Origin of the sequence: Eremococcus coleocola ACS-139-V-Col8, assembly GCF_000183205.1 — a bacterium.
Classification (GTDB): Bacteria; Bacillota; Bacilli; order Lactobacillales; family Aerococcaceae; genus Eremococcus; species Eremococcus coleocola.
Genome location: NZ_AENN01000005.1, coordinates 1 through 13,355, shown reverse-complemented (window position 1 = coordinate 13,355; position 13,355 = coordinate 1). Strand labels below are relative to the sequence as shown.

The window sequence follows — 13,355 nt, the reverse complement described above, 5'->3', positions numbered from 1 at the left end:
TCGCGATTAAACGTGATAGTGTTTGAGGTTGGGCAAAAACTTTTTAAATTCTGTTCAGGCATATCTATTTAATTCAAAGCGCAGTGGTTGAGTAGACGAAGCGAAAATCAACTGATTTTCTACTTCTTGCCCACTCCCTATCTTTTATAGATGAGAGTCTAGGTGTCGTTTGCTGTAAAGTATACGGCGGTTTCCATGAAGGAATCAATCACCACTTAGAAAATAGAGTAGTTTCCAACTCGGATGACATAATATGGATGTTTTCTCTATTTTTGACTTAAGAAAGGTTGGAAGTTAAGAGGATAGTTAGCTCGCTCCTCAATTGCTTTATGAATATTCTCTACTAGATTCATCGCTGCAGATGGATTGGACAACGTTAAAGCAATATAATCCACAATTTGATTTAAATCTTGCTCAAAGCTAGGAAGAATACGAATTTGATAGTTAGCCATGCTGATTAATGCGCTCCATGACTCGCTCAATCACCTCATCGAGGCCATACCTTGTCTCTGTGGAAGCTGCTAAGTGATCCGCTTCATCAAGTTTGCTTTCAATGTCTTGGGTCATAAATTCGTATTGATCGATGCTCATTAATACCATCGTGCCATAGCCATTTTTAGTTAAAAAGACAGGATGTCCAGATTCAATAACTTCTTCTTCGACTTCAGGAAATTTATTTCTTAGATCTGAAACAGGACGAATATTCATAAGAAGACCTCCTTTTTTATTATCATAATTCTATCATTAAACTATCAACAAGGTAAGTGTGTAGTGCCCCGAAAAGTTGGAGCATAAATCTAACTTTTGAGGGTCACATCAAAATAAGTTTATTCTTTTGATACATCTTAAAAAATGAAAGGTATTACGACTTGAATTACCAAGATACTTCATTTTATGTAGGCATGTTCACAACTCTAGAGATAGAACCATGTTGTAGCGGTATAGTATAGTTCGGTGTCTCTTATTTTGGTATACTGTAGACGGGTGAATGACAAATGAAAAAGATAAAAAAATTAAGTACTCCATTGGGTAATATAGACATTAAAATTGATGGTCAGTCTGTTCCTTATGATTATAGTGAGACAGGTAGCATTTGGGGCTACGAATTTCGATATTATATTGGTATTGAATATGTTCCTGATGGTAAAGCACATACGATTTCTTGCACTTTGGAGTCAGACCAATTGCTAAAATCAGGCCCAAATTCTGGAGAACGATTTGCTTGTATCGAGATTGAAGATCATGGTATAGAAGTTTCAATAGCATTAGAAGGAGAAACTGATTATATTGATGGACACCGTTATAGCCAATACGATTATGATGATGTTTATTTAGAGAATGGTTTAGCCTTTGGCATCTTTCCTGATACCGAAACATCAGAATATTTATTTGGAGTAGATTGGTATGAGATTGTTGATAAACATGAAGTTATCAAGTAATAAAATAATATTGTTAAAGTTTTAAGTGGCTTTTTTCAATTAAATATCCACACTACCTAATCATCATAGTGAAATCAATCCATACTTTATAACCGGCACATGTCGAGACGGTTGCCCTTTTATCCCACCAAGAGGTCGAGAAGACTATTTACATTGAGTATGAACCTAAAGATAATGAGATAATACCTTATAAAGATGCTACTTATGAGGAAATTAAAGCGTGGATAAAGAAGACGAATGGGTTCAATGTGACGAACTTATACATTGGTCAAGCTAAGGAAAAGTTTGGGCTGGCAAAGAGGAAAAACTATAATTTGAGCAAAAAAGAAGACCAAGTTGTTCCTAAGTGTCCTGAAGAAAAGATGGAAGCTATCAAAGAAGCTTTTATCCACTTCAAGATGATTGATGGATGGAGAAAGAAATAAAAGCAACACATAGGATACGTTTTAAGGACTGTTTTAGAGTTTAGACGAGTAATGATATACCTAGGGCGTTTACAGGCGTTCTAGAGGCTTATATGGGCTTATAAAAGAAAATAAAGGCAAGACGGACTAGAAGTAGTCTATCTTGCCTTTTTCGTTTAGTGAAAGTCTGGAGCAGATACATAATCCCATGCTGTTCCATAATGGGTTACACCTAGGATATAAAGATTTAGCTCATTATCATAAAAGATTAGTTCATCGGTATGGTCCATCGCAAAAGATGGGTCTTGAATAATGAACCATTGAAAGATTTCATAATAGCAATCTTCATCATAGGTTAGTTCCCCTGATATGAGTTCTATGTCACGGCCAGCCATTTCATTACAAAGAATAAGACCACCAAGACGGTCTGCAAAGTCCTTATAAGTTTTAATATTATCAAACATGTTTTTACCCTCCTGCTATAGATGTTCAAGCATACTGTCGCAAGGCTTCGCCTTGCTAGGGTTAGTCTTATATGGGGGATTTATCACAGGAAAGGGTGGAGGGTGATTTTGTGAGGTGGAACTTAGAAGTGTACGTCCCAATATTGGGCATTGGTTGGGTGGTGGAAGTGAAGAAAGCAAGAAAAGGGGGTGATAACTGAACACTTGAACACTTAGCTGAACACTTGGATTTTCTAAGTGTTCAGGATAAAACGTTGATATTTAGCCGTTTGTAGAGGGTCTGAACACTTGAACACTTAGAAAACCACCTCTTACGCGGGGGAGAGAAAAAATAATATATATTATATAAATAAGGATTGAGTTGGAAGTCAAGTGTTCAAGTGTTCAGGGGAGGAAGAAACCTAGTAAAATCAAGGCTTTGAGCTGAACACTTAGCTGAACACTTAGGATTTTTGAAGTGTTCAAGTGTTCAGGAATATATTTTTTAAATTAATAACATGCTTTTTTGTCTGTGATGGTCTTCATCCCCACCTTTTTTCTTTTTGTTGTGAGGGAATTTCTCCTCATAAATGAACAGAAAACCACAACATATGGCAATAGAACGACTTAAAAAGTCAATATATTGTGGTTAGTGGTTGATTTTTTTATTCAAAGGTGCTAAAATATAAGAGAATAAGAAAATTGAATAGCAAAAATTCACGAACACGAAATACAAGAGAAAAGCAACTACCAGCATTAAGCGTAAGAGGGTGTAAGTCTTTCTGGGAGTGATTAGGGCTGACAACCTAATTGCGATGTATACAGCGTCTTAGCAGGTAAACTACAATCTTGAATTGTAGCCCTAGGCTAAAATTGGACAAACAAAGTCACAAGCGGTGAATCAAAAGACCTTTTAAAGGGTTCTTTTGGTTTGCCGCTTTTTTTGTTCGTGAAAATAAAAAAAGAAAGGATTTCTATTATGAATAAAAAAATGAAGACATAAAAAAAGATAGCCCCCTTGATGACGAATCAAAAGAGACTATCTCCAATTCTCAAAATAATTTTAACATAAATGAAGAGATTTTACAAGAGATTGATGAAGAAACTTTGTCAGAATTTGAAGAATATGAAAAACAATTTGTCGCTGGTATAGCTAATGATTCATATTTCATTACAACTAATGAACCTTTAAATGCTCAACGTGATAAGTTTTTAGAAACTATAAATCTTTATGCAGAATTGGAACTTTATGCTGTGGAATATACCATGGCTGATTGGCAGATTAATGAGGCGATGGTCTTATTGGATACTATGAAAGATTTTGCTAATAGTGTAGTTGGAAATTTTAATGAAATGATTAAAATTCTTAATGAAAGACCACCAAAAGGGGTGGCTCTTCAGGAGATGGAAAATTACCGTCAATTAAACTGGCCATCTTCAAAAGGTTTATCTCCTGCTCAAGCCGTTCGTATACTTACTTTGGCTGAGAAAATCAATATGGTTGTAACACCAGAAACGATGAGAAACCCAAGAGCTGAGGGACCTATTTGTCGTTATAACGAAAAGACAGGTTTATATGAATTTATTGGTGATGGACTTTTAAACCTTTGGATTGAATTACTCGGTAGTGATAGAAGTTCACGTTGGAAAAGTGAATTTTATACTAGTCTTCATGATTATGCAGCAAGACCAGAAAATAGAATACTTGAATGTGATGACCCAAATATCATTGCATTAAATAATACTTTGTTTAATTACGAAACAAAACAGCGTATTCCTTTTTCACCCGATTACGTGTTTTTATCCAAGCTATCAACCAATTTAGCGGAGTCACCACCTTCGATTCCATATCACATTAAACCTGATGGGACAAGGATAAACCCTCTTGATTGGATTAACGAGTTGGCGGCTGACAATCAAAAGCTTTCCCAAGCCCTTTTAGTGATTGCCTGTGCTTGTGTTCGACCTAAGTGGATATGGCGACAAATGGCTTTGCTTTATAACAGCGGGAAGAATGGAAAAAGTACATTTCTTGAAATGATAAACGCTCTTGTTGGTGAAGGTAATGTTATGCCAAGCAGTCTTGAGGATTTATCTAACACTGATGGGGCTGGACGATTTGCTTTAGCTGGTATTGTTGGTAAGAGTTTAGTTCTTTGTGACGATTCCGATACTAATACTTATATTAGGAATACAAGAAAATTAAAAACGCTCATTGCCCACGGAACAATTGCTGTGGAGAGAAAAGGTGAAAACATGTTTAGTTATAGACCACTTATTTTTCTTCTTGCTGCCGCTAATGATTTACCAAAGTCAAGAGATAAGAGTCAAGCATGGCTAGATAGACTCGTATTAGTTCCTTTTCCTGCAAGGTTTGACGGTGAAGAAGACGATAAGTTAATCCAACCATGGGTGAAGTCCCGTGAGTTTAGTGAGTATATGCTTTATCATCTGCTTGTTGAAATGGACAAGGTTTATGAACTTTTAGAACCAAGTGATTCAAAAGCGTTGAAAGAAGAATATGTCATGGAAAACGACCCTGTGGTTGAGTTTTACCATGAATATATCGCTAATTCTCATGAAGACTTTTTAGCAAACTGCTATTTGTGGGAGTTATTTAATTGGTGGCTAAAACAAAACCGACCAAATACATCAGTCATGTCAAATCGCACATTTATCAAAAGATTAAATATTATCGTTGAGCAAAGTGGTAAGTGGATACAACCTAAGACAACTGATGGTAAGGGTTTATTGATTAATTCTGATAATTGGCATGAAGTATCAAGGGTCCTTTCCATAAGGGTTAATGATAAAGATGTTTATTATGGTGGTCGCCAAAGAGGAATTGTCAGAAAGAAAATGTGGGAGTATTGCCAAGATAACAATACATGTCCAAAAGATTTAATGGAACAAGGAAAATACAAGCAAGTCTGCGAAGACTTAGAGCTTGATTGTATAGAAAAATAAAATTTTAAGGAGGGTATCTGCACATGAGTAATATAAACAACAAAAGCAATCACTTACGACAAGTGCAAAAGCAATTGGAAGAAGCAACAAGAGAGAAAGAGCGACTTGAAAAAGAAGCGAGAATGTTAAAGGTAAAAGATAAACTTCAAGTTATCTTTGATGCATTAACAGACAGTGACAAGCTCACTGTCTGGTTAGAGCAGAATACCAAGACTGATGCAAAAGTATTGGCGACATTCTATGAAAAAAGTTTTGACCATGTGCTTGAGATGGCAAGTGAAGAGCTTGAGCAAGCAAGACTCAAACGAAAAGAAACAAATGCAAGAAGAAGAGAAACAAAACTTAGACATGAGCAACATCTTGAGGAGTATGCAAAGAAGAAACAAGAAGAAAATTCTTCTGACATAGAGGAAGATTTTCCTGAACAGGATTATCAACAAGAGAGTAACTATCGTTAGGAAAAAGAAGTTACAGGGGCTTGCAGACCCTTATGGCGTTAGCCGATTAGGGAGGGTTAAGGGAGGGGCGAAGCCCCACCCTACAAGCAAGCGAAGGACCTATGGTCCGAGCGGTAGAGTTGAGGTAAGCCACTATGTGGCACCGAAACTCTATGCTTGTATAAGCATAGGGAGGTAGTTAGGGGAAAAAACTGAAGTTAGATGAACGAGTTGACCTCCCTATGCGTAAGCCCGAAGAAGTGAAATAAAAGGAGTTAGATTTATGAACGCAGTGAATAAGAACATGAGGGCTAACGACGATGAGCAAACATTATTAACCGGCACGGGAAATAATGTAAGCGATAAAGAAGCTGAAGACATGATTGATGATATGAAGAAAGATTGGCTTGTGCCAATGACTGTACGATTCAGTAGAGAAGCTAATGAAGTGTTTCAGGAATTAGCTGACCGTAATGGGGTGAGTAAGGCACAAGTAGTCCGTATTGCAGCTGCTGGAGGACTTGAAAGATACTTTGGAAATTTGAGGTATATAGATAGAGAGCAAGCAGATGCAATCAATAGCATTTTGATTATTTTGGCGAACGAATTAAGTGAAATGAAACAACAGATAAGACGTATTGGAGTGAATTTTTATCAAGATTTGAAATTGAAGTATGACGGTAAGCTCGATAGAGATGTAGAAATATTAGACATGCAAAAGTTGGAAGATATCGTGACTAATTATGAGCAGGTTGCACAGGAAGTGAGTGAAGCATTATGGCATATTCAAGGGTAACTAGAACAGCGAATGGGCGTGGTGCAATCGAGTATGCACAGGGAAAAGGTAAAGGTCATAACGGAAAAGAAAACCGTAATGAGTATATCGGAATGGTGAACATGTTTGATGGCATGGACCCAATCACTCAGATGCAAAAGTATTGGATGAGGGCAGGCAAGAATCATACCACACAAGTTTTGCGTATTGTTCAAAGCTTTAGCAAGAATGAGCTTGACTCTCAAAACAGAAATGATATTTTGACGGCAAATGAGATAGGTATGGAGTTTGCAAGAGAGTTTTATCCGGGTAGACAAAGTATAATTTTTACTCAAACAGATGGTAAGAGTGGACTGATTCATAACCATATCATCGTCAATGACGTTCACATGCAAACGAGCAAAGGCTGTAAAAATAATCAATACTACTGGCCCAACATCACTAAGTGGACAGATAAGGTAGCAAGTAGATATTTTGAGCTTGACGATGGAAAAGAGAATTATGGTTATTATTCTAAAATAACGCAAATGGAAAGGGTCAAAAAAGACAAAGATACGTATTCTTGGAAAGAAGATATTAGAGAGCGAATTGCTAAATCGGCATTTAATGTAACAAGTGTAGATGTTTTTTTTAAAAATCTTGAAGAAAATGGTGTTGGTATAAGAAAAGGTAAAAGCAAGAAATATGGTGCATATTATACCTATGAACTGAAAGATTTATCCAATGTTCCAGAAGGCACTAAGTTACCAAACAGAGCTTTGAAGTCAAGGTCATATAAGTTGGGTAAAGTATACTCGCCTTATGAATTAAATGATTTTTTTAAGGATAATTTGCAAGAGCAACAAGAAGCTGAAGCAAAACGAAAAGAAGAAGAAGCAAGAATAGAATCTGAAGCAAAGAGAAAGGTCGAAGAAGAAAGAAAGAAACAAGAAGCCCTAGAAGAAGAACAAGAGGAACAAAGACAAAAAGCTCTGAGAAAAGAAAAAGTAGATACAAGAACACAAAGACAAAAAGATGTTGATGACATTTGGCAAAGAGTTCAAGAAAAAATGGCGAAAGAGCGAGAAGAAGCAAGAAGAGAAGCTGAAAGACGTGAAAAAGAACAATTGGAAAAAGAAGTTGAAAAACCAGCTCAAATTAAGGTTGAAAAAGTAATTGATTATAGTAAAAAAATCAATCTAAATGCTGACAAGAAAGAAGTTGAAGAAGAAAAAAGACATGGGGAAAAAATGCAATCCACAATGAAAGAAGAACAAAAACGATTTTTAGGCAATAGGGTAAAAAGTGGTCGCAATAGTGATTTGATTAAGAAACAAGAGGCATTGATGCAGGATGCTTTAAGGCTTCAAATTGAAGATGCACAAGACAAAGGTATTGACTATGGTTATTAGTCAACTGTTATTGAAATCTTGGTCAAGAATATAGTATAATGGACTTATTAAAAAATAGGTCCATTTTTTATTGGAGGATTTAGATATGAGTAAAAATGATGATAATAAAAGATGCAGTATATCTGTATCTTTAACACCAAAAGAACGAGATGAACTAAAGGAAATAGCGAAGAAATACGGGCTTAGCTTGTCTGCTTTTTTAAGGCTTGCAGCTGCTAAATATGTTGAAAATAATAAGAAAGATTGATTGGAGAAATGATGAAATACACAGGTATTGAATTATTTGCTGGTGCTGGTGGTTTAGCTCTAGGTTTGGAAGAAGCTGGCATTGAAGGAAAATTATTTGTTGAATTTGACCAAAGGGCTTGCGAAACATTAAGAGAAAACAGACCAGATTGGAATGTCATTGAAGATGATATTGCTAATGTGGATTTTAGCCAATATAAAAACAAAATTGATGTGGTGAGTGGTGGGGCTCCTTGTCAAGCATTTTCCTATGCTGGTAAAAGATTAGGATTTGGCGATACCAGAGGAACGTTATTTGCGGAGTTTGCAAGATGCGTAAAAGAAGTTCAGCCTAAAATATTTTTGTTTGAAAATGTCAAAGGGCTTTTAAGTCATGATAAAGGAAGAACTTTTAAGACCATTAAACATGAATTTGAGTCTTTGGGATATGAAATAGGCTATAAGGTATTAAACGCAGCCTATTTTGGCGTTGGACAAAAAAGGCAAAGGCTCATTGTTATTGGTATTCGAAGCGATTTGAAGGATAAAATTGATTTTGAATATCCTAAAGAAGATGGAGAAATGACAATTTTAAGAGATGTTTTGAAAGATGTTCCAGATAGTCCTTATCAGCCATATAGTGAGAATAAGCGTAAGGTTATGGAGCTTGTTCCTGCTGGGGGTTGTTGGGTTGATTTACCTGAAGAGGTAGCCAAAGACTATATGGGCAAAAGCTATTATTCAGGTGGTGGACGAAGAGGAATGGCAAGAAGGATATCTTGGGATGAGCCAAGTTTGACCTTGACCACTTCCCCATCACAAAAACAAACAGAAAGATGCCATCCTGAAGAAACAAGACCCTTCACAGTGAGGGAATATGCAAGGATTCAAAGTTTCCCTGATGAATGGGAATTTTGTGGTGGGCTAAGTGACCAATATAAGCAAATTGGTAACGCTGTTCCAGTAGAACTTGCAAGAAGGATTGGTTTAGAAATAATAAAGGCGTTGGATATGGAGGATAAAAATGGAATGGACAATTGATTTCATAAGTCAAGAGGACTTTAAAAAGCATGTTAAAAATACAATAAAACATTATGGAACTAAGCTAGTTTCTTATGATGTCAAAAAATTTAATAGAAATTTTATTGACCCTGTCAAAATGATATTTGATAAGGCAGTTTATGGTGAGGATTGGGAAACAATCATTGCCAATGAGATATTTAGACAAAGGGATAAGTCAAACACAAACGAAATAGGTTATTTTCATCAGAGAATTTTTAACTATATAGAACATTGTCGTGTGCCAGATAATGGCAAAGAAGGTGGTTGGGATGTGATTTATGAATCACCTGAAGGTTATGTTTTGGATAATGGAAATGAGGTAGCCAAAGTATGCGTTGAGCTTAAAAATAAACACAATACGATGAACTCATCATCAGCAGGTAAAACTTATATGAAAATGCAAAATCAGTTATTACATGATGATAATTGTGTTTGCTTTTTAGTTGAAGCCATAGCGGCAAGAAGTCAAAATATTATTTGGCAAACCACAGTTGATGGGCAAAAAGTATCACATAATAGGATTAGACGAGTAAGCATTGATAGGTTCTATGAGATTGTTACAGGGCAAAGCGATGCGTTTTATCAAATCTGTAAAGTCCTTCCAGAAATTGTAAAAGAAGTCATTGATGAAGGTGATGAATTAGCTGTTCCTAAAGATAAAGTTTATGAAGAAATTAAAAGAGTAGCTGATGGGTTTGAAGGAACAAGCGAAAATATGGGAATGATTTTAGCTATGTATATGCTTGGTTTTAGCACATACAATGAATTTGATTGTATCGCTGATAAAAATACCAACATTGACTAGGAGGTGTTCTTTTGGCAAAGAAAAGAGCCTACTCATACACAAGGGTTAGTACCTCAATGCAGATTGAGGGCTTTTCTCTCGATGCACAAAAGCAAAGAATAGAAAGTTATGCGAAAAGCCTTGATATAGATATCATCAGAGAGTTCTCAGATGAAGGAAAAAGTGGCAAGTCGATTGAAGGGCGTGAAGAGTTTCAAAGAATGCTCGAGTATGTCATGGCAGGCGAAGATGTAGACTAAATCATTGTCTATAAGTTGAGCCGTTTTGGGCGTAACACAAGAGATATCTTAGATACTTTTGAATTAATCCAAGACTATGGCGTGGACCTTATATGCGTTGAAGATGGGATTGATTCATCAAAAGGGATTGGCAAGGTCATTATCACGATACTCGGGGCTTTAGCAGAGCTTGAAAGGGATAATATCGCCGTTCAAACCATGGAAGGACGAAAAGAGAAAGCCCGTCAAGGAAGATGGAATGGTGGGCAAGCCCCTTATGGCTATAATCTAGTTAATGGAGAGCTAGAAATAGTCGAAGAAGAAGCAAAAATCGTTAAGATGATTTATGAGTTGTATCTTGATGATAACGGCATGATGAGGGTTGCTAATCATCTAAACGACAGGGGTTATAGGAGAAAGAAGTACAAGAACAATAGCTTAGAGCTTTTTACAGCTGATTTTGTGAAACGAGTTTTAGACAATGAAGTCTACATGGGCAAGATTGCCTATGGAAAGAGAAAAACACAGAAGAAAAAAGGAAACCGTAATCAGTATGAGATGGTAAAAAGTGATGATTATATCGTTTCAGAGGGTGTTCATGAAGCTATTGTCAGTGAAGAATTATGGAATAAGGCACATGAAAAGCGTAAAAGAACAGGGGTAGGCAATATCAAGACCCATAGCCTTGAGCATGAACATAAGCTATCAGGAATATTAAAATGTCCATCTTGTGGGGGTAATATGTATGGCAACGTCAATAGAAAGCGTAAGAAAGATGGAACATATTATAAAGACAGTTTCTTTTATGTTTGCAAGCATCAAAAGCTCGCAGATGGCAGAATATGCACGTTTAGAAGACAACCACCGCAAGATAAGATTGACTTAGAAGTTTATTTGGCTTTACGAAGTGCAGATATAGGAGATTTAATTATTGAGGAATTAAAGGCGAAAATGCTTGAGATGTCGGATAAAGAGAAGATTGAAAAAGAGCTTGAAGGATTAGAAAAGACCAAAAGGATCTTAAAGGCACAAATTCAAAATATCAGCACAAGATTAGATGAGCTTGATGTTGATGATATCGCCTACCAGATGAAATATGATGATTTAGTCTTTGACCAAGATAAAAAATACACGGATTTAGCAAGGGTAAAGCAGGAAATTAGGGAAGTTGATAGACGACTTAGACAGGAAATCATCATAAGCAATAGTGCTGCAGATGAGTATAGGGCTTTGAGCGAATACTTGTGGAATTGGCGTTCAATGAGTGAGCTTGAACAAAAGAAGTTTTTTAGAAGATATATCGAACGAGTGGAACTTTTTGAAGACTTTGACAGAAAAGAAAGAGCCGTGAAAAAGATAGTCTTTAAGTTTCCGTTGAGTTTTGCAACTAGTGATTACACAAAAGGTGATTTAGTCCCACATAAGAATGCCAAGTTGATTGAAAAACATGGTGAGATGATTTATGACCGTTGGGAATATGTTGGTGATAGTGTAATGGCCAATGAAATTAGGTGGGATAAGGAAGGACACGTTGAGGCAGTGACACTGCTTGTGAAGGCGCGTTAGCGACTGAAGAAGCAGCTGTCCTGCCCGTGCACGGATTGCCCAAGAATGACGAGCGAAGCGAGTGAATGATTGGGTGCAATCGGCTACTGAAGCGGTAGTATTGATGTGTAGAAAATAAGATAATAGTCTATAGGACTGTTGAAATCAATGGCTTTTAGGATTTTAAAAGAAATCAGTTCTATAATAAATTAAAAATCGTGTTGGTAGAAAAATCGTCTACTTCTACCAACACGATTTTACAAAGAGCCAGTACTTATATCTCTTTTTCTCCTGTAAAACTATTGTATCTTGATACTTTAAGGAGTTTCAATCATTCAATCTGTTAACCGTTATTTTTTCGGATCTAATCTTAATAAAATAGCATTAATTGCAACTAAGACTGTTGACACAGACATTAGAATTGCTCCTAATGCAGGGCTTAATGTGATACCAATAGGAGCCAAAATTCCTGCAGCTAGAGGGATAGCTATAAAGTTATAACCGGCTCCCCAAAAGAGATTTTGTTTCATTTTACGAGTTGTTTTGTGTGCTAATTCAATAAATGATTCAATATCTCCTGGATCAGATTGAGTCAAGATGACATCAGCTGAATCCAACGCCACTTGAGTTCCTGCACCGACCGCTATTCCAACATCTGCCAAGGCAAGAGAAGGAGCATCATTGACACCGTCACCTACCATGATAACTTTTTTTCCTTCTTCTTTAAGTTTTTTACTAACTCATATTTGTCTTGTGGAGATTGATTTGATCTATATTTAATCCCTAAATCTTCTGCCGCGCCTTGAGCCGCTTTTTCATTATCACCTGTTGCCATAATTGGCTCTATATTGTTCTTTTTAAGAACTTTAATTAACTCTTTACTGGTTGCTTTTAATTCATCCCCCAAAGCTACAGCACCAATGGCATCATCGTTTTCTACTAAGACACTGAGGGTTGCTCCTTTTGGAATATCCATATCTAGATTACGTCCGTATGCTTTTTGACTGATTAATTGGTATTGGTGCCCATTGGCTTTACCTTCTACGCCAGCACCGGAAATTACATCAATGGAATCAAAGGATACTGGACTTATACCTTCTTGGTTGGCGAAGCTTATAATTGATTGAGCAATTGGGTGGCTAGATCCTCCTTCAATACCTGCCAGTAAGGCAATGATTTCCTCTTTTGTATATTTGTCATTAAGAAGTTTTACATCTAATACTTTAAACTCACCAGTTGTTAAAGTACCCGTTTTATCTAAAATCATCACATCTGCATCTTGAGCTATTTCTAAGGCTTGGCGGTCTTTTACTAGTAAGCCACGACTAGCTCCTAAGCTTGTGCTACGGGCGGTTACCAATGGAATAGCCAGACCCAATGCGTGCGGACAAGCAATTACTAATGTAGTAATAGTAAATATAACTGCCGTTGGCAAATCTTCTATAACCATCCATGTTACGAAAGCAATTAGCGCGACAATAACAGCAATATAGAAGAGCCACCCTGCAACTTTTTGAGCAATATTTTCTGCACGAGAAGGTTGACTTTGAGCTTGGCTGATTAAATCCTGTACTTGAGAGATAAAGGACTTATCACCTGTCTCAAGCACTTTAATATAAAGAACCCCTTCTCCATTTGTTGAGC

At 36.6% G+C, this 13,355-nt stretch carries 12 protein-coding genes and 2 pseudogenes; 10 read left to right on the top strand and 4 right to left on the bottom strand.

What is annotated here, in order from left to right:
- Positions 1-266: 266 nt before the first annotated feature.
- Both HMPREF9257_RS09395 and HMPREF9257_RS01340 read right to left on the bottom strand, forming a co-directional pair.
- Positions 267-452, bottom strand: coding sequence for a type II toxin-antitoxin system RelE/ParE family toxin (locus tag HMPREF9257_RS09395; protein WP_006417714.1), 186 nt, complete (start codon positions 450-452; stop codon positions 267-269).
- Positions 445-708 carry a type II toxin-antitoxin system Phd/YefM family antitoxin gene (locus HMPREF9257_RS01340; RefSeq protein ID WP_006417695.1) on the bottom strand — a complete coding sequence of 88 codons (264 nt, stop codon included), beginning with the start codon at positions 706-708 and terminating at the stop codon, positions 445-447. Before HMPREF9257_RS01340 ends, HMPREF9257_RS09395 begins: the two co-directional genes overlap by 8 nt.
- Positions 709-995: 287 nt before the next feature.
- On the opposite strand from HMPREF9257_RS01340, the gene HMPREF9257_RS08675 reads away from it, so the two are divergent.
- Positions 996-1,439: a hypothetical protein gene (locus HMPREF9257_RS08675; RefSeq protein ID WP_050782803.1), complete on the top strand. Its 444-nt coding sequence runs from the start codon at positions 996-998 to the stop codon at positions 1,437-1,439.
- 580 nt (positions 1,440-2,019) lie between these two features.
- Here the strand turns inward: HMPREF9257_RS08675 and HMPREF9257_RS01325 are convergent.
- Positions 2,020-2,307: a hypothetical protein gene (locus HMPREF9257_RS01325; protein WP_006417694.1), complete on the bottom strand. Its 288-nt coding sequence runs from the start codon at positions 2,305-2,307 to the stop codon at positions 2,020-2,022.
- A 1,086-nt stretch (positions 2,308-3,393) separates the two neighbouring features.
- Between HMPREF9257_RS01325 and HMPREF9257_RS01320 the strand changes: the two genes are divergently transcribed.
- From HMPREF9257_RS01320 to HMPREF9257_RS01285, 9 genes and pseudogenes are all read left to right on the top strand, one after another.
- Positions 3,394-5,253, top strand: coding sequence for a DNA primase family protein (locus tag HMPREF9257_RS01320; protein ID WP_006417700.1), 1,860 nt, complete (start codon positions 3,394-3,396; stop codon positions 5,251-5,253).
- A gap of 23 nt (positions 5,254-5,276) precedes the next feature.
- Positions 5,277-5,711: a hypothetical protein gene (locus tag HMPREF9257_RS01315; RefSeq protein WP_006417709.1), complete on the top strand. Its 435-nt coding sequence runs from the start codon at positions 5,277-5,279 to the stop codon at positions 5,709-5,711.
- A gap of 262 nt (positions 5,712-5,973) precedes the next feature.
- Positions 5,974-6,486: a hypothetical protein gene (locus HMPREF9257_RS01310; RefSeq protein ID WP_006417715.1), complete on the top strand. Its 513-nt coding sequence runs from the start codon at positions 5,974-5,976 to the stop codon at positions 6,484-6,486.
- Entirely contained in the window at positions 6,468-7,856 is a 1,389-nt protein-coding gene (locus HMPREF9257_RS01305; RefSeq protein ID WP_040466622.1) for a relaxase/mobilization nuclease domain-containing protein, read from the top strand. Before HMPREF9257_RS01310 ends, HMPREF9257_RS01305 begins: the two co-directional genes overlap by 19 nt.
- Before the next feature lie 85 nt (positions 7,857-7,941).
- Entirely contained in the window at positions 7,942-8,103 is a 162-nt protein-coding gene (locus tag HMPREF9257_RS08900) for a plasmid mobilization protein (protein WP_081453707.1), read from the top strand.
- Positions 8,104-8,114: 11 nt separating this feature from the next.
- A complete protein-coding gene (locus tag HMPREF9257_RS01300; RefSeq protein ID WP_006417696.1) occupies positions 8,115-9,122 on the top strand; it encodes a DNA cytosine methyltransferase in 1,008 nt (335 codons plus the stop codon).
- Positions 9,106-9,948, top strand: a complete 843-nt coding sequence (locus HMPREF9257_RS01295) for an Eco47II family restriction endonuclease (protein ID WP_006417678.1) — start codon at positions 9,106-9,108, stop codon at positions 9,946-9,948. Before HMPREF9257_RS01300 ends, HMPREF9257_RS01295 begins: the two co-directional genes overlap by 17 nt.
- 11 nt (positions 9,949-9,959) lie before the next feature.
- A pseudogene (locus HMPREF9257_RS09330) lies at positions 9,960-10,412 on the top strand (recombinase family protein); the annotation flags it as partial.
- Positions 10,386-11,732, top strand: a complete 1,347-nt coding sequence (locus tag HMPREF9257_RS01285) for a recombinase family protein (RefSeq protein WP_280960057.1) — start codon at positions 10,386-10,388, stop codon at positions 11,730-11,732. The pseudogene HMPREF9257_RS09330 and the gene HMPREF9257_RS01285, both read left to right, overlap by 27 nt.
- A gap of 329 nt (positions 11,733-12,061) precedes the next feature.
- Here HMPREF9257_RS01285 and HMPREF9257_RS01280 read toward each other — a convergent pair.
- Positions 12,062-13,355, bottom strand: a pseudogene (locus tag HMPREF9257_RS01280) (copper-translocating P-type ATPase); the annotation flags it as partial.

Bases quoted from the DNA above. Each gene is read 5' to 3' on its own strand.
- HMPREF9257_RS09395 (WP_006417714.1), bottom strand. From the start codon at position 452: ATGGCTAACTATCAAATTCGTATTCTTCCTAGCTTTGAGCAAGATTTA.
- HMPREF9257_RS01340 (WP_006417695.1), bottom strand. From the start codon at position 708: ATGAATATTCGTCCTGTTTCAGATCTAAGAAATAAATTTCCTGAAGTC.
- HMPREF9257_RS01285 (WP_280960057.1), top strand. From the start codon at position 10,386: ATGGAAGGACGAAAAGAGAAAGCCCGTCAAGGAAGATGGAATGGTGGG.
- HMPREF9257_RS08900 (WP_081453707.1), top strand. From the start codon at position 7,942: ATGAGTAAAAATGATGATAATAAAAGATGCAGTATATCTGTATCTTTA.
- HMPREF9257_RS01315 (WP_006417709.1), top strand. From the start codon at position 5,277: ATGAGTAATATAAACAACAAAAGCAATCACTTACGACAAGTGCAAAAG.
- HMPREF9257_RS01325 (WP_006417694.1), bottom strand. From the start codon at position 2,307: ATGTTTGATAATATTAAAACTTATAAGGACTTTGCAGACCGTCTTGGT.
- HMPREF9257_RS01295 (WP_006417678.1), top strand. From the start codon at position 9,106: ATGGAATGGACAATTGATTTCATAAGTCAAGAGGACTTTAAAAAGCAT.
- HMPREF9257_RS01305 (WP_040466622.1), top strand. From the start codon at position 6,468: ATGGCATATTCAAGGGTAACTAGAACAGCGAATGGGCGTGGTGCAATC.
- HMPREF9257_RS01300 (WP_006417696.1), top strand. From the start codon at position 8,115: ATGAAATACACAGGTATTGAATTATTTGCTGGTGCTGGTGGTTTAGCT.
- HMPREF9257_RS08675 (WP_050782803.1), top strand. From the start codon at position 996: ATGAAAAAGATAAAAAAATTAAGTACTCCATTGGGTAATATAGACATT.
- HMPREF9257_RS01310 (WP_006417715.1), top strand. From the start codon at position 5,974: ATGAACGCAGTGAATAAGAACATGAGGGCTAACGACGATGAGCAAACA.